Origin of the sequence: Paenibacillus sp. ACRRY (assembly GCF_022346995.1) — a bacterium.
Lineage (GTDB): Bacteria > Bacillota > Bacilli > Paenibacillales > Paenibacillaceae > Paenibacillus.
This window is the reverse complement of record NZ_JAKRNM010000006.1, coordinates 1-16867: the sequence shown is the minus strand read 5'-3', so window position 1 is coordinate 16867 and position 16867 is coordinate 1. Positions and strand designations below refer to the sequence as shown.

The following is a 16867-nucleotide window of genomic DNA, read 5'->3' as shown; positions in this document are numbered from 1 at the left end:
AGAATCTAAAGTAATTAGGAAGTTACATGAGACATACTCATTCTCAATTCAAGTGCGCCACTTTCATGATCCTCTGTCTCCTATTTGTTTCCATTGAGAGGGGGAGAAAATAAAAAACCGACAGGGACGGAATTGCCCTGTCGGGTGGAGATGGTCAGGCGCTGCACTTCTGCTGGCCCATTACTTATAGGAAATGCTGATAGCGTGAAACTACACGCTCATTACAAGGCCCAGCTCGGTGATGCGATTACACCATCACTTTGCAGATATCGTTTGTGAACTCTACCGGATCCTGGATCGGCAAGCCCTCGATCAGCAATGCCTGGTGGTACAGCAAGCTAGTGTACAGGCTCAATTTTTCCTTATCCTGTGCGTAGGCATCTTTCAGGGATTTGAAGACATCATGATTGACGTTGATCTCCAGCACCTTATCTGCCTGTACATTTTCGCTGTTCGGCATGGCTTTCAGGATTTTCTCCATCTCGATGGTCAGTTCACCTTCGGTGGACAAACATACTGGATGGCTTCTCAGGCGTTTGGAAGCTTTGACGGCTTTTACTTTGCCTGCCAGCTGTGCTTGCATCGCTTCGAACAACTCTTTGTTGTCGTTGTCTTCTGCTTCGTTTTTCTCTTTGTCCTCGCTGTCTTCGATACCCAGGTCACCGCTGGAGATGGATTTGAACTCTTTCTCCTTGTAGTTCATGATCATTTTGATCGCGAATTCATCGATGTCCTCCGTGAAGTACAGTACTTCATATCCTTTATCCAATACGCCCTCAATCTGAGGCAGCTTCTCGATCCGTTCAATGGACTCACCCGATGCGTAGTAGATATACTTCTGATCTTCCGGCATTCTGGAAACGTACTCGTCCAGGCTGACCAGCTTCTTCTCTTTGGAAGAAGAGAACAGCAGCAGATCCTGCAGTGTATCCTTATTTGCGCCATAGTCGCTGTATACGCCATATTTCAACTGACGTCCAAACGCTTGATAGAACTTCTCGTAGCTTTCACGATCGTCCTTCAGCAGGCTTTGCAGTTGGCTCTTGATTTTGTTTTTGATATTTTTCGCGATCAGGCTCAGCTGACGGTCATGCTGCAGCATTTCACGGGAGATGTTCAGGGACAGGTCTTCCGAATCAACCATACCTTTGACAAATCCGAAGTAATCCGGCAGCAGATCGCCGCATTTATCCATGATCAGGACACCGTTGGAGTACAATTCCAGGCCTTTTTCGTACTCTTTGGTATAGTAATCAAACGGCGTGCTCTCTGGAATAAACAGAATGGCATTGTATACCACAGCGCCATCCGCGCTGATGTGCAGGTGTTTGAGCGGTTTGTCAAAACCGTACCGTTTTTCCATATAGAAGTTGTTGTAATCTTCTTCAGTCAGCTCGCTTTTGTTTTTGCGCCAGATCGGCACCATGCTGTTCACGGTTTGCTCTTCTTTGTACTCCTCAAACTCGTTCTCCGTACCTTCCTTCGGACGCTGACTTGTCACATCCATCTTGATCGGGTAACGAATGAAGTCGGAATATTTCTTGATGATGGATCTCAGGCGATACTCTTCCAAAAACTCATCGTACGAATCTTCTTCGGTATTTGCTTTAATCGTCAGGACGATTTCCGTACCTACGGAATCTTTCTCCGCTGGAGTGATCGTGTATCCATCTGCACCTTCGGACTCCCATTTCCAGGCTTCGTCGCTCCCCAGCGTTTTACTTGTTACGGTCAGCTTGTCCGCCACCATGAACGCAGAGTAGAAACCAACCCCGAACTGTCCGATGATGTTATGGCCGTCTTTGGCTTCGTTTTCCTTTTTGAACGCCAGCGAGCCGCTCTTCGCGATAACCCCGAGATTGTTCTCCAGCTCTTCCTGGCTCATCCCGATTCCGGTATCAGTCAACGTGAGTGTACGGTTCTCTTTGTCAATGGTCAGCTTGATGTAGTAATCCTCTTTGTTGAAGACGAGCGTATCGTCGGTAAGGGCTTTGTAATATATTTTGTCAATGGCGTCACTGGAGTTGGAGATCAATTCTCTCAAGAAGATTTCTCTTTGGGTATAGATGGAGTTGATCATCATATCCAGCAAACGTTTGGATTCTGCCTGGAACTGTTTCTTGGCCATGAATGGGTGTTCTCCTTTCAATTTGGGATATAGAATGATTGATTTGCAGTTATAGAACAAACTATTTACCTTTACACGAAGCCACTTCGCTAATCAGAACCATTTTCCGATCGCTGTTATCCCCAGATTTTTTTTGATTCCATTATTATAAGTGGAAAATCCGGTGATAAAGGCGAACGCTCCGCTTCTCCAAATTGGTTCTGAACGCTTCGTTCCCGTGTAGTTTCCAAGTTCGTTCTATGAAACAAAATTAATTATTCCATATGTAGTCGCTGTAGTATAAAGGATCATGTGTTAGCACTCAGGTGACCGGAGTGCTAAACCCTTTCTTTTATATAACATATGGCAAAATTGGGTGTCAATACGCCGGGCGTTATTTTAACAAAATGGTAGATTAACACTTCATTTATACACGCATATTTGATTTTAACGTAATCCATCAGACAATACAAAAAGCCAGCTCGAATCATCGTTCGAACCGGCTTTTCTCTGATTGGTATAGCTGAAATGGTCAGCCTGGCTAATAAGCTGGTTAAAAAAGCGGGTCAATGAAAGAATGGAGCGCATCCCTTCATTTACTTCACCATCTTCGGATCAAGGGTATCACGCAATCCATCCCCGAGCAGGTTGAAGCCCAGCACTGTCAGCATGATGGAAAGTCCTGGGAAAATGAGTGTCCACGGGGCCTTTTGTAGAAACTGACGGGAATCCGAGAGCATTTTGCCCCATTCCGGGTCAGGCGGTTGTGCACCCATGCCGAGGAACCCCAGTGCGGCTGCCTCAATAATCGCTGTGCCGATGCCCAGCGTCCCCTGAACAATCAGCGGGGTAAGGCTGTTCGGCAGAATATGACGGAACAGAATTCGCATATTATTCGCGCCCAGTGTGCGGGCAGATGTAATGAATTCCTCCTGTCTCAAGCTAAGTACACGCGAACGCACCAATCTTCCGTAGGTCGGAATGTTGACGATGGCTATGGCGAGTAATGCATTTTGCAGCGAGGGACCAAGGATTGCCACAATGGCAATTGCGAGTAGGATGCCCGGAAAGGCCAGCAGAATATCGAATAGACGCGAGATGAGCATGTCTGCCCATTTTCCATAGTATCCTGCAACCAGACCAAGCAATGCTCCCGCAATAATGGAGCCGATCACCGAGAAGAACCCCACCCACAATGAGATACGCGCTCCGTGAAGCACTCGGGAAAATACGTCACGCCCCAGATCGTCGGTACCAAACCAATGCTCTGCCGAAGGAGCCTGAAGGCGATCTGTCAGCACTTGTTCCTTGTAATCATAAGGAGAAATGTATGGAGCCAGGAAGGCCAGCAGGATGAAAAACACAATAATGATCAGTCCGGCGAGCGCCAGCCGATTGCGGCGAAATGTTCTCCAGGCTTCCCGCCATGGACCGGATGCACGTGCCGATACTGCTTCTATGGATTGTCCAGTGTTGGTTGATAATTTGGCCATGCGGCGTCTCCCTTCTTTGGCTATGAATGAAAGATAAGAAGAATGATTCTAATAACACTTCAGACTACCATTGCTGAACCATCTTCCGATCGCTGTTATCCCCAGATTTTTTTGATTCCATGAATATAAATGGAAAATCCGGTGATAAAGGCGAACGCTTCGCTTCTACAGATTGGTTCTGCACTCTTCGTATCGTGTAATTTCTGATATCTATCTTATTTGAAATTCATTCATCAAAACAAATGATGGAGTTCCTACTTATAGCTAATCCGGGGATCAAACACAGCATAGAGCAGGTCGACAATCAGGTTGATCAATACGAAAAAGAAGGCAACAATCAGAATGCCACTCTGAATGACCGGATAATCCCGCGAACTAATCGCTTCATATATATAGCGCCCTACACCAGGCCAAGCGAAGATCGTTTCGGTCAGGACCGCGCCGCCGAGCAAAGAGCCGGTTTGGATGCCGATAACGGTCAGGACCGGAATAAAGGCATTTTTGAGTGCATGTCCATACACGACAAAAAACGGACCGAGTCCCTTCGCCTTTGCGGTGCGGATATAATCCGAACTCATGACCTCAAGCATGCTGGAGCGAGTCATCCGGGCAATAACGGCCATCGGAATGGTTCCAAGCGCAACACTTGGCAGGATGAGATGTTTGGTAACGGTCCACAGCTGGTCCCAACGACCGGCAATCATCGTATCCAGAACATAGAGACCGGTGATGGCATCGACGGGATCGCGTGCGTTCATTCTTCCAATAGAGGGCAGCCAGTGCAGCTTGTTGGCAAACAGCCACTGTTCCATCAGACCCAGCCAAAAGATTGGCATCGACACACCAACCAAGGCAATAACCATACAACAGTAATCGAACCAGGAGTTATGTTTCCATGCGCTGACGATTCCCGCATTAACGCCAATAATGACGGCAAATAGCATACTCGCCATCGTCAGTTCGAGCGTCGCTGTCAGGTAAGGTACGATTTCCTGGGCAATAGGCACCTTGGTACGGATGGATGTGCCCAAGTCTCCTTGGAACAAATCGCCAAGATAAGCGAAATACTGCTGGAACCACGGTTTATCAAGTCCGAGCTGGTCCCGAAGGGCTTGCTTGGACTGTTCGGTTGCCTTTTGCCCAAGAATCGTCTCCGCCGGGTCGCCCGGGATGGCATGAATGATGGAAAAGACGATCAGGGTCATGCCGAGCAGTACGGGCAGCAGCACGAGTATGCGTTTGACAATATAACTGTTCAATCCCTATTCACCTGCCTTTGACGTATCATGCAACATGCATTATAAAAGCGCTGGTAGACAAGAATGCTTTAGATTGTTATGACCAGATGTGGATTCTGTCAAGCATTGCGTGTTTACCAGCGCCTTGAAAGATGAAACGAAAAATGATGATGATTTCAGCTCACATATATCCGTTATTCAAAATAAGCATTTGCATAGGATTCGCTGCCGAGTGGGGACGGCACAAAACCTTTCAGGTTTGCTTTGCCTGCCAGAATAGGTGTCGTGTGCACAAGTGGAATCCACGGTGCATCTTCCTTGATAATGACTTGAGCCTGTTTGTACAGCTCGGCGCGTTTGTCCTGATCCGTTTCTTTCTGCGCATCCGTCAGCAGCACATGCAATTCTTCGTTTACATAGAAGCTGCGGTTGTTGCCCGGGATTGCGTCTTTATCCAGCAGCGTGTACAGGAAGTTATCCGGGTCGCCGTTGTCTCCGGTCCAGCCGAGCATGTAGATATCGTCCTTTTCTCCGGCTTTTGCATCATCGAGATAAGTCGCCCACTCCGGCGATTCGATGTTGACGGTCACTCCGATTTTCTCAAAATCAGCCTGAATGGCTTCGGCCACCTTCTTGCCGTCAGGCATGTAAGGACGGGACACCGGCATGGCATAGAACGTCACCGGGTCTGGCAATCCGTCCGGGAAGCCGGCTTCGGCCAGCAATGCTTTTGCTTTTTCCAGATCATACGGGTAGTCCTCAATGGCATCGTTGTAACCCCACAGGGTTGGCGGCATCGGGTTCACCGCAGGCTGAGCCTGTCCGGCAAAGAACGCATCGATAATGCCCTGCTTGTTCACCGCATGGTTAAGGGCTTGTCTTACTTTTACATCGTCAAAAGGTTTCTTCTTAAAGTTAAAGCCGATATACGCCACGTTGAACGGTGGACGCTCAATCTTCTGCAGCTCACTGTTGCCTTCGAGAATGGACAGATCATCCGGATTCAGATCCTCCATGACATCAATCTCGCCATTTTGCAGGGCATTGAAGCGTGCCGTGTTGTCCGGAATCGAACGAACAATGACTTTGTTCAGCTTCGGTAAGCCCTCTTTCCAGTAATTCGGATTTTTCTCCAGGGTGATGGAGTCATTCCGCTTCCACTCTACGAATACAAATGGACCTGTGCCCACGGGTTCGCTTTTGAAATTCTCTTTTTTCTCCTGAATGGCTGTTGGACTGGCAATGCCGAATGGGGTCATCGCGATATTTTGTAGGAAAGGCGCCTGCGGCTGGTTCAGCGTGAACTCCACAGTCGTCTCGTCAATCGCCTTCACTTCCTTGATGACACGGCCATCCTCTGGCCCAAACATGGAATCGTAATAGTCGAAGGAATCCCCTTCAAATTTATATTCACTCGCCGGATCACTCCAACGGTTGAAGTTAAACACAACGGCTTCGGCATTAAAATCTGTTCCATCGTGGAACTTCACGCCGGACTTCAGCTTAAACGTGTACTTCAGGCCATCCGCTGAAATCTCCCAGCTCTCTGCCAGACCAGGAACGACCTCCGTCTCGCCTTCCTTGTAATCCAGCAATGAGTCGAACACCTGGTGCCCAATCTTCAGCGACTCCCCATCTGTTACAATCGCAGGGTCCAATGCCACCGAGTCCCCACCGCGGCCCATAATCATCGTATCCTGAGCTGCAGTTTCTGTTGGGGGATCGGCACCTTCTGCCGGAGCAGGTGAATTGCCTGTTTCTTCATTGCTGGAGCAGCCGGACAACACCAAGACGGTGCTCAAAGCCAAAGTCACAAAACCGGACATCCATTTCTTTCTCATTCGCATACGTACAACACCCTTCCCTGTCTCATAATGTGTGTAATGCTGGCGTGAAAAAACTTCAATGATAGCCATTGGTTCGGTGCTTGCTTGTATCAATAAAAGGCTTTAGGTGCCTGTGATACCTGTAATTATGATCGTATTAGGATAAGGTGGATTTACCATTCGTTTTTTTAAGATTTTGCGGACCGGGCACAGATTATAAGATTATGTGGATTCAATAGATTACCTTTTAGTAAAAAGGTTAGTTCGGCTCAGTTGCGCAATAATTGAACTTAGGTCAATTAGCAACAGCATTTTACTATTTGGATGGAAGTGAAAATTGAGTTAGAAGACAAAAAAGACAAGAGAATTGCATCACGACATGGTAGTAAAACATCGCTCGTTTTAGATACATATTTTTTGTTTGCTCATGAAGTTTGGCATTGACCATTGGAAGGGTTAGGCAGCATCTAACAATTGTTAAAAGCTAAATGGATGTAGTACGTCGTAGTTCTCAGAAAGTAGTTGTATGAAGCTGGCGTGTATGAGTGTGTGTGTTCGAAGATGTAGGGATTAGACAACAGGGAGACATTACGATAACTTGTCATGTTAAGGCTCTGTCATGGTGAGGAGATTTATGTAAATAAACAGTGGTTGAAAACAATTTCGTGTAACTTACTTTACATCACATTCATCAATTAGACAAGAGTTTTGCGGACATAAGTCTCCAACTTTATTCACGCGTTAATTTTAGTTACATAAAACACAAAAAAGGAACACTATTCGACATGGAAATGCCTATGTGTCCCCTCTTAATCCCGCTCTGGTAACGTTCATCATGGCTATTATTATATCTGTGTTAACTCACTTCTTGAACAAACCTCTGCGATACATGACCGTAATAAAACGGTAAAAATCATAACTTGCTCCATTATCGATGCTGAACAGCGGATTTTTGGTGTCATACGCCAGTGCCGCATCCACGGCTGCTTTCGCCCACACCGGAACTTCCATCTGTTGACGCGCCTGCAGTTTGTCTACCTGAGCTTTCAGCGCATCAAACGCTGCTTTCTCTTCGGCTGTCATCGGTTCGCCCCCTTTCGGTGGTTCGATCGGTTTCACAGGCTCGGATGATTCAGGCGGCTTCGGCGTGGCTGCTGCATATCTGGCCCGCAGCTCCGCTGCCGATCCTTCGAACTCATTCATGTCCACGTTGCCGCTAATTCCATTCACTTTGCCTGAGTCCGTATACTGCCAGAATGTCCAACGTTTCCAGGCAGGCTGGTCATCCGGCACACGTGTGCTGCTGTACCTCGCAACCCACAGATCATACGTGCCCAGCGAAGGTTCAAAATTGCTGGCAAATGAATTGCCCGTATATATGATTGGTTTTACACCCGTTAGACGCTGCAGTTCAGTTAAAAAGGCTTTGGCTACCGTGTTGATCTGTGCTTTGCTCAGATTGCCCGGGTTGTTCTCGTAATCCATAACCGGTGGCAGCTGCAGTGCCTTCGCGCCTCCGACCTTATTTAGCGTACTCGCATAATGCGCCGCTTCGGCCTTGGCCCCATCCGTGGAGGTAGCGCGGAAGAAGTGGTACGTTCCGACCAGCATGCCTGCCGCCAGTGCGCCGCTTACATTTTTCTGAAAGTTCGGATCGGTATACGTCTGCCCCTCGGTTGCCTTGATGAACACAAACGTCATGCCGCTTGCCTTCACTTTGGCCCAGTCGATATTGCCCTGGTAGCGAGAGACGTCAATTCCCTGCGTGTTGCCTGAGGTTCTGGTTTGCATGTTTCTCACACCCTTTATGCGGCAATTGCCGTTTGTATATAGTTAATGCTAAGAGGCTTGGGATTGCTTGTGTGCGTGTCCCTTGTTGATGGTAAAAGCGAATTTTCGGATTGCTCGGGGTTATTTCGTTGTCGCTATTGAAATAAAGTTAGTTAGTGCTTAAGTCAGCCTACATCGTATTCTATATTGGTGCTATATAAACTTCTATTAATGTCACTTCGGTATCTATCACACACTAAGGAAACCATGCCGGGGCGGTACGTGACCGTTCCAGATCCAGATCGTTCTTCCGATCGCTGTTGTCTCCAAATTTTCTTGATTTATTTTCTTAAAGGTTTGAAATTCGGAGACAAAGGCGACCGCTATCGCTTCTTCAGAATCGATTCCGTCTCTTTCACTACTTGTAGCTAATGGCACATACTTTTGACTCAGTAGCGCTCTGTCTGTTGTTACAGAGTACATTGGAATGAATGTTGAATCCTTACTTCGTGTCATCCCTAATCTGTTCATCAACATCCTTATGATCTGATGATGCAGTAGATTCTCTGGTATGAGGAGTATAGTTACCGGGAATCCCCCCGTCCCCTCCCTTGCCCTTGAGCACTTCAATGGCCTGCCGGATCGCAGGTGGAATCGGTGCTCCCAGTTTGCCCCCATTTTCAATAATGGATAACAGCTCATTCGCGATATAAAAAAAGGCGACCGCATCCCTGAACAAATGTCCGTCTCCCAGAACACCGTCCACCAGATGAGCCACCGATACCATTGCAAATATAAATACCTTTCGCGCGATGCCAAACATCCCGACATTGCTTTCGAGCTTGCCACTCGCCCCCGCTGCCGCGATACCCGTTAGGTAGTCCATGATGACGAATACGAGCAGTACCCCAAGCACGCCTGACCAGCCGCCGAAGAAGTAGGTTGCTGAGCTGCTTAGCAGAGCGATAAAAGACTTCCATAGGGTGTCCCATTTTTCCATGGTTTCACCTCCTTAAGCAGGGTTTACGAGCATTCGTTCAATTCATAAGAAACACCTATTCCGATCATTCTACGTCTGTATATGTTGATAATACGTGGGATGAACATAATGATTAGTTCGACAACACGGTATTTGCCCACAACGCCCCCTTCTCTCTATTGATCCCTTTTGATTATACAAAGTGTTAAGAATTACAACACGTCCGCTGTAACCCTCTGTATATATCTCTGTTGTATGTTGTCATCGTTATGCGTAAGCTTCCCAAGTGTACGTCCCGCCTTGAATCGCAACGGGTAACGAAAAGGAATCTTTCGATACCGGAAAATTACCAATTGCAGCCATAGCGGGATAACCAGAAGACATGATTAATATGAGTGACGACCCATTAAAATTTTTCACGTCCCGAAAAAAACTGGTTTCGATGTAGCCTGTAGTACCTCTCTTTAACAAAATCACTTTCGGTATCATCCCAAACGATCTACTGACCGAAACTGGGAAATTCGAGTTGTACGACCCTTCCGTTTCAAATTTAGTCATGAACACCGATGTCGCTGCACTAGTTGCCGTACCAGATGCAATAAGTTCAAGTGGTTTGTCATTTGAAGGCCCATCCAACAAGTAACTATCTAACGAGTAATTATCGATTCTAGGCATTATTGACCACCTCAATTCCGGTAACGTATGGAACGATGGCACCTTCTACCCCGGCCCACGCTTGCACATAATCACCTTTTATTAAAAGTTGGTCCAGAAATGGAATGGTCAACGTATCATATCGGTTAATCATTTTTGCGGAAATAATACCGAAACCACCCATATAAAAACTCACCGCAACTGGACTTGCAGTTATATTGCAAAGCGAAACAGATTTAATCAGCACGTCGTTTGAAGTGTTTCTATACTGCGTGCCTGTTGCCGATGTGGTTAATGCTGTACTTCTTAGAATCACTATAGGAGATAATAATATGGATGTATCGATAACTTCCCCTGTAACCCTGATATAAAGCGATGATGAATTACCAACGCTTAACGTTTCGTTTGATAACAAAACAAAACCAGAAGCGGGAAGAATTATAGTGTCATTCGGTTTTATGACATGGTTATAAACTATGCTGTAACCTGCCATCCGAATGGTGAAAGACTGATCGGTAGATGAATTATTGTTGATCGTTATTGATTTTATGATTGTTTTTTTTCCAACGGGCGAAGTGTACACATTTGTCGGAAAAACATGAGTGTTCATGCTTGGTGCACCTGCATATAAAACTGCAATTGGCAATTACAACGCCCCCCACATATTTTGTCTTGTGGCGTACTCATACAACGCCAGATCGTCAGCTTCTGAGGTATATGGAACGTCTGCTGAACCAACTGAAAACTTTATTCTTCCAATACCCTTAGTGGTTGCGGGAACATTAACCCCGCCAGTAGATACAACCAACCTAATAACCACCGATGAAACCCCCGCAGGGATGGTAATCGATTTTGACTTTCTATGCCATGTAGAATTCAGTGTGGCAGGAAGGCTACTTATTGTTTCATCATTTTCAGGATTTTTAATTTCGATAAACAAAGCTCCTACATTCATTCCGGTTGTATAAAAAACGGCCTGAAGGTTGTATGTTCCGTTTGTTACAACAATGCTTTTTGAATCGAGAATAGCATAGGTATTAGCAGCAACGGTATCCGTCATTCCAAAGTATTTAATCAGTCTGTAATTTTCACCAGAAACAGCCGAAAAAAGAGAGGCTGAGGCCCCTCTATTAGTCCACCCATAAAGACCTAACATACCTGATGAATTTGGGATCAGATTGGCTGAGTCTGCTCCGGTAATAGGCGCTACCGCCGCATTAGCTTTTGTTGTCGCATCTGTAGACGCTGCATTGATCGCCGCAACCCTCGCATCCCTTACCGCCTTCTCCGTCGCTGCCACTGTCTCAGACGTGCCATCCGTCTTACTCGACAACTGCACCTTCCCTTTTTGCGTCAAAGACGCATCAGGAATATCCATCTTACTCACCGCTTCACGAAGCGTATCCAAATCGGCCTGTGTCGCGACACCTGCATCAATCTTCTCGAAAATCCCATTAATACTCTCCCGGGTTACGTTCTCGTTCCCCAAGGGGAGAGGCAATTTCAGTCGATCCGTTTCTTGTGGCATTACGCCCACACCTCCAGTTCATTCCACGTCAGGGACGCAGCATCCAGTTCATCCCAGGTCATCTGTTTGTTGTCCAGATCGTCCCAGATCAGATAGCGATACTCATATTCCACGGCCATGTGGGCCGGTTTTAGTTCATCAATCGCACGTTTGAGATCGTCGATATTGGGCGGAATGCCCATCGTATCCACAAAGCTCACCGTAAAGCTCCACGCCTCCGGTTGAAACGTGACATCCACCTTGCCTCCGGCATACGCCTCAGCTACATTCGCCACCAGTCTTCCGGAAAATGTCCCTGCACCGCGCAGCTTTGACTCCACCACGGCACGTCGTTGCTCCACGGGTTTGAGTCGATCCGTCTCAAGGCCAAGTTCCTGCTCCCAGAAATCCAATCCCCACGTCGCCGTACGCACAAAAAACTGATCCAATGTCTCATCCAACGCCTGATACAGCAGATCCATCTCAGTGCCTTTGGACTGCATATCCGCCTGCATAACGAGCGAAGTCTCATAATAGCTCGGCAAATACGAGAACATTTCTTTCCCCTTCGGGCTTGTCATTGTAGAAGCCACAACCCACGGCAGACTACTCATGGACATCCACCGTCCCCAGCACCGCCACCTGACTCGCAGTCATCTCGATATTTTGGTCGCTCACACCGTTTACGGTCAGCTCCGAATAGTCGATAATCGGCGGAATGTCCAGCAAAATCGCAGCAATACGGGTGTAGCGCACGAGCGGATCAGCAAATGCCAACTGTTTCAGATATGCAGTTACCCCGCGTTCGATCAATGCTCGGACATCCGCCAGTGTCGCATCACTCGCCAGCGTCAGCTTTACCTCAATATTCATGGGCACTTCCTCGGCTGGCATGACCGATACCACCGGACCTGCCGGTGCAACGCCTTCACCTTGACCATCCTGCGTCGGGTCCACGTACTTCTGCACGGCCGCCACCAGATCGCTGCCTGCCGCACGTTTGTCCGTATCCAGCAGATACAGTCCTACCGTGCCCGGCCCCTTCCATAACGGAATTACACGTGTCGCGCCAACACCTGGCACTTCACTGGCCCATTGCACATACTGTGCCTTGTTGCCGCTTGTCCCCTGGTTGCGGACTTTGGCATAAAAGCGTTCCAGCAGCGCCGTATCCGCCTCGATATCCGCACCGCCTTTGATAACGTCCGTGTTCACCACAGACGTCACGCCACTTACCGGTGTAGACAGCACGGTCACAGTGCCAGTCGGCACATTACTTTCTTTTCCGGCAACGAGCGCCCGCACACCAACCATACCGAATCCATCTTCTCCAAGCTCTACGCTCCCAACGGTCTCGTATTCCAGCGAAGCTTCACCAGATACTTCATCCGCGAGCGTAGCTACAACTGTACCCGCCGGCACCGCTTTCCCCGGTGTACCCGTGAACCTCACCGTGCCTTGTGCCGCCACCGCGGCCCGCCGCGTAATACCATGCTCTCCCGCCCGCAGATCCAGCTCTTCCGAACGAAAATTCGGGTCACTGCTCGCAGCCGTACTGGCAAACCCTCTCCGAAGCAGCTCCTGCGCCCACAGCGCCGCCTCAGACAGCATAAACGCAACCGGAGCCTCCGCATCCCACAGAAACGATCCCTCCGACTTATCCAGATCCGCGGGTAGACGATCCAGCATGCGCTGCATAATCTGTTCCTCCGTCTGGTCCTCCAAATAACGCGGAATCTCAGCCATCCCGTCAGATCACCTCACTTTCTAGAATAAACATCTCTTCCTGTACACTCGCCACCCGGCACGTGAACATGCACTGCTCTAGGTTCCAATCGAACGTGAACTGGTCTACCGAATCCGTGCGTGGATCTGCCAGCAGCGTCTCTGTTACCATCCGGGTAATCTCACTTTCCATCACACCCCGGCTGTCACCCTGACCCACCAGCTCTTCCAGCTCCGAGCCATAGTTCCGGGAGTAAATCACATGTCTGTACCGCGGCGTTTTCACCGCCTTGATGCACCATTGCACCCAGGCTTCCTGCGGATCTGCCGCAGCCACTTTGCCACTTGGGGTCAGCACAAAATCCCCCGCATCGTAATCGAATCGCCAGCCCCGTCCAAAGCGTACCTCTTCCGAAGTCGCACCCGACAGATCCTCTTCATCTCCCCAGACCACACCCGTTGCCGGGAACAAACTAGGCATTCGCACTCACCACCTTACACAGCACCACAATGTCGTTACCGCCATTTACCCGCATCGCCAGCACACGGTCCCCAGCCTTCAAGCCTTTCCCCAGAGACCACACCGCTTCCTCCACTTCCTCTTCTTGCAAAAGAAACCTTCCCGTGCCCGTCGTTCCGCCATTCGCCACGTCAGGTATCCCGGAGATCGCGCCAACAGCCTCGCGCTCCGGCAATCCAAGCGTGCCCGGCAGCTCGGCCACGAGATAATCCTGCATTTCGTGCTTGAAATCATCCAGCTTCACGCCGGACGACGTCATTGTACCCAGCACCGCGCCCATGCCGCTCACGGCCTGACGGGTATGCGTACTCATTGCGCCCCGCATGACTTCGGCAAAATGCCCATACGGATCTTCCTTATTCAAGGTAATACCTCCTTTTCACCAGCTCCGCCGTGCCCAGCTCCAGCGTCATCGTCCCAGGCCCGGCCGATAGGTCTCGGCTGACAGACATGACGATCAGCTTCAGGCCTTTGAGCAGCACCTCATCGCCGGCGCGAATCGTGTTCACATCTGGCGCAGAGACGGTAAAGGTCTCCTGGATGCCTGTCAGACGACTCTTCGCAAGCTTCTTGGCAGCAGTGGCCGTTTTGACCTGATCGTCCTCGATCAGCTTTTGCAAAGTGCCCAGCTCCTCCACACCATCCTGCTCAATCGCGAGCACTTTCGATGGAACTTCCTTGCCGCTGCTGGATTCCGATGCAGCCATAACTTTAACTTTGGTAACTGCACCCTCTAGCGTACGCATCTGGGTCAGATCGATCAGCCGATCCAGCTCGTACACCTTCGCATTGCTGCCTACCTTGAACAGCTGCAGCCCGCCAGGTGTCATCCGGGGATGATACATCTCTCCGCCAGACTTCGCCGTTTCCTTCAGATCGGCAAACATCATCGAAAAGATCGTCTGCGACCGATATACCGCTTTGCCCAGCTTTGTTTTGGTATCTGGCAGTGTTCCGTATGGAATCTTCCACTCTTTGGCGTACGTTTTGAGCCGCTGCGTGGCGGTTTGATCTTTGGGCAGAAGAAACTCATCTTCCGATTTTTCCAGATAGATCATCCGGTCGTACACCGTGAGAGACAGCCGCTTGGTGCCGCTGTTGGAGCTTTCCACCTCCCAGATGACCGCAGGATGCAGTAGATGGACCATGGATTTTTCGCCAAAAGGAACCCCACTGATTCGTACTGCCATCCCCGGTGATATCGCAGGCAACCCGGAAGAGGCAGACACCGCCAGCCGCATGTTCGCCTGATAGGCAATCTGATCGAGCGAGTCCTTCAGCGTAATCGTCTCCACTAGTTTGGTAATGTCATATTTGTCGTCCACAATAACCTTGTAGGTCATGGCATCACCAGCTTTTGTCCGGGCTTGATCCGGTTCGGATCACTGCCAATGGTTTTCACATTGAGCTTGTAAATCTCGTTCCATTTGGAACTGCTGCCCAGCTCAAGCTTTGCAATTTTGGACAGAGAATCGCCAGATTTGACGGTGTACGTCTTGCTGCTCTTTTTCAGATCGGTACGAGAACCCGACTTGCTTCCTGATGTTGCCGCGCCGATCTTCTCCACTTTGGAATCCCGCCAGGTGCGCAGTGTAATGTCAAAATAAATGTCCCCACTCTCGCCGCCCCGGAAGGTCGTATTGTGCGAGATCAGATACACCGGCACGTTCACCCCTGTGTTGGAAATGATGAAACGAAGTGGTTTTTTGGATATGAGAAACGTATTCAGGATATTCATCGCCACTCGCGGGTCGGGTACAGGCTCGTACATGCAGTAGGACGCGTCATATTCTTTTGGGAAAAAAGAAGAGAAAGTGATCTCCTTCACCTTCTCTCCCTGTGCAAAATCAAACTCGCCATACTCCAGCATATTGATCGTTTCATACCCTTTGGACCTTGATATTGTCAGCTCCTCCGGCTTCACCGGGAATCTGAACGATGTTGTTCCATCCTTCAGGGTAAATTCCATTCGTATTCCTTCCACGTTGTCTTTAATTACACTCATAGCAGGCCTCCTTTCTGCTTAGGCCATAATCGTTTTTCGGTTTTCCATGGCACGACGTAATTCTTTAACAAACTGATTACTAATTTGATTTGCTAGATCACTATAATCCAACTTATGATTATTATTGGATATTTGGATTGCGCCATTAGGTAAATTCACATTAATTTGCTTGGTTTTTTTTGTTGAGGAAGATAATATATTATTTGCCCTACTTTTATCTAACCCTATGTTTTTTGTAGGCTTTATACTGCTAGTGTTAACCTTTTTTAAAGGCCACCAACTTTTAGGCCAAATACTGGTAAGAGCCTTACCGCCCCATTCTCCTAATTTCTCTCCCCACTTATCACCAAAGAATGCCCCAGTACCAGCAAGGATTGGGATAGCTGGTTGCGCACCTGGAATGATTCCACCCAAAGCACCCAATCCAGTTCCTAGAACTATTGATCCTACTTTCGCTCCAATAATCTTACTTACTTCAATCATTTTTTCTTCTGGTGTAGAAGCATGTACAACCTTATTTATATTTCCTACAATATCAAGAAATTTAAAAGCGCCATTCCCTACCTTTCTCACACGTTTAGTCCATGGATGATCCCACATATCTTGCATTTTGTAGCTTAATCCGTAACCGAAATTTTTAAAAGTCTCCAGTATTTTTTGACCGCCCTCTTTACCTTTGTTAATCCAGTCAGAGACTTCAAAAAACTTTTTGATTTCTTCTTTAGAATTCTCATACCAATCTTTAATGCCAACACTCTTGTTGCCAAGCCAAGAGAATGTAGTATCTTTAACCGATACCCCCTTCTTCCACAGCCACTTTGCATTGTTGCCTATCCCGGAGAATGCAGCATCTTTAACCGATACCCCCTTCTTCCACAGCCACTTTGCATTGTTGCCTATCCCGGAGAATGCAGCATCCTTTACCGATACCCCCTTCTTCCACAGCCACTTTGCATTGTTGCCTATCCCGGAGAATGCAGCATCCTTTACCGATACCCCCTTCTTCCACAGCCACTTTGCATTGTTGCCTATCCCGGAGAATG

The 16867-nt window shown here is 48.3% G+C and carries 17 protein-coding genes; all 17 read right to left on the bottom strand.

Translation table 11 applies throughout. The features are described from left to right. Nucleotides 1-247 precede the first annotated feature (247 nt). The gene (gene htpG / locus MH144_RS20280; protein WP_239303647.1) at nucleotides 248-2128 is read right to left on the bottom strand and encodes a molecular chaperone HtpG; all 1881 of its coding nucleotides are present in this window, start codon (nucleotides 2126-2128) and stop codon (nucleotides 248-250) included. Nucleotides 2129-2703: 575 nt separating this feature from the next. Beyond that, nucleotides 2704-3600, bottom strand: a complete 897-nt coding sequence (gene nikC, locus MH144_RS20275; protein ID WP_239303645.1) for a nickel transporter permease — start codon at nucleotides 3598-3600, stop codon at nucleotides 2704-2706. Nucleotides 3601-3854: 254 nt separating this feature from the next. Continuing rightward, nucleotides 3855-4859 carry an ABC transporter permease gene (locus tag MH144_RS20270; protein WP_239303643.1) on the bottom strand — a complete coding sequence of 335 codons (1005 nt, stop codon included), beginning with the start codon at nucleotides 4857-4859 and terminating at the stop codon, nucleotides 3855-3857. 173 nt (nucleotides 4860-5032) lie between these two features. Then, nucleotides 5033-6679 carry an ABC transporter substrate-binding protein gene (locus tag MH144_RS20265; RefSeq protein ID WP_239304082.1) on the bottom strand — a complete coding sequence of 549 codons (1647 nt, stop codon included), beginning with the start codon at nucleotides 6677-6679 and terminating at the stop codon, nucleotides 5033-5035. Between the two features lie 846 nt (nucleotides 6680-7525). Then, nucleotides 7526-8455 (bottom strand): glycoside hydrolase family 25 protein, encoded by a 930-nt coding sequence (locus tag MH144_RS20260; RefSeq protein WP_239303641.1) that lies wholly within the window; start codon nucleotides 8453-8455, stop codon nucleotides 7526-7528. A gap of 228 nt (nucleotides 8456-8683) precedes the next feature. Further along, nucleotides 8684-8950, bottom strand: a complete 267-nt coding sequence (locus MH144_RS20255; protein ID WP_239303639.1) for a hypothetical protein — start codon at nucleotides 8948-8950, stop codon at nucleotides 8684-8686. Continuing rightward, nucleotides 8937-9434, bottom strand: a complete 498-nt coding sequence (locus tag MH144_RS20250; RefSeq protein ID WP_239303637.1) for a phage holin family protein — start codon at nucleotides 9432-9434, stop codon at nucleotides 8937-8939. The genes MH144_RS20255 and MH144_RS20250 overlap by 14 nt, the downstream gene beginning before the upstream one ends. A gap of 246 nt (nucleotides 9435-9680) precedes the next feature. Beyond that, nucleotides 9681-10088: a hypothetical protein gene (locus MH144_RS20245; RefSeq protein ID WP_239303635.1), complete on the bottom strand. Its 408-nt coding sequence runs from the start codon at nucleotides 10086-10088 to the stop codon at nucleotides 9681-9683. Further along, nucleotides 10081-10713, bottom strand: a complete 633-nt coding sequence (locus MH144_RS20240) for a hypothetical protein (RefSeq protein ID WP_239303633.1) — start codon at nucleotides 10711-10713, stop codon at nucleotides 10081-10083. Before MH144_RS20240 ends, MH144_RS20245 begins: the two co-directional genes overlap by 8 nt. Then, complete coding sequence (locus tag MH144_RS20235; protein WP_239303631.1) at nucleotides 10714-11595, bottom strand: tail fiber protein; 882 nt, start codon at nucleotides 11593-11595, stop codon at nucleotides 10714-10716. Then, nucleotides 11595-12188 carry a YmfQ family protein gene (locus tag MH144_RS20230; RefSeq protein WP_239303629.1) on the bottom strand — a complete coding sequence of 198 codons (594 nt, stop codon included), beginning with the start codon at nucleotides 12186-12188 and terminating at the stop codon, nucleotides 11595-11597. Before MH144_RS20230 ends, MH144_RS20235 begins: the two co-directional genes overlap by 1 nt. Further along, complete coding sequence (locus MH144_RS20225) at nucleotides 12181-13320, bottom strand: baseplate J/gp47 family protein (RefSeq protein ID WP_239303627.1); 1140 nt, start codon at nucleotides 13318-13320, stop codon at nucleotides 12181-12183. The genes MH144_RS20230 and MH144_RS20225 overlap by 8 nt, the downstream gene beginning before the upstream one ends. A gap of 4 nt (nucleotides 13321-13324) precedes the next feature. Next, nucleotides 13325-13780 (bottom strand): DUF2634 domain-containing protein, encoded by a 456-nt coding sequence (locus tag MH144_RS20220; RefSeq protein WP_239303625.1) that lies wholly within the window; start codon nucleotides 13778-13780, stop codon nucleotides 13325-13327. Further along, nucleotides 13773-14183, bottom strand: coding sequence for a hypothetical protein (locus MH144_RS20215; RefSeq protein ID WP_239303623.1), 411 nt, complete (start codon nucleotides 14181-14183; stop codon nucleotides 13773-13775). Before MH144_RS20215 ends, MH144_RS20220 begins: the two co-directional genes overlap by 8 nt. After that, nucleotides 14176-15162: an XkdQ/YqbQ family protein gene (locus MH144_RS20210; RefSeq protein WP_239303621.1), complete on the bottom strand. Its 987-nt coding sequence runs from the start codon at nucleotides 15160-15162 to the stop codon at nucleotides 14176-14178. The genes MH144_RS20215 and MH144_RS20210 overlap by 8 nt, the downstream gene beginning before the upstream one ends. Continuing rightward, nucleotides 15159-15788 (bottom strand): LysM peptidoglycan-binding domain-containing protein, encoded by a 630-nt coding sequence (locus tag MH144_RS20205; RefSeq protein WP_239304081.1) that lies wholly within the window; start codon nucleotides 15786-15788, stop codon nucleotides 15159-15161. The genes MH144_RS20210 and MH144_RS20205 overlap by 4 nt, the downstream gene beginning before the upstream one ends. Nucleotides 15789-15842: 54 nt before the next feature. Beyond that, nucleotides 15843-16867: hypothetical protein (locus MH144_RS20200; protein WP_239303619.1), on the bottom strand; the 1025-nt coding region annotated here is incomplete at its 5' end.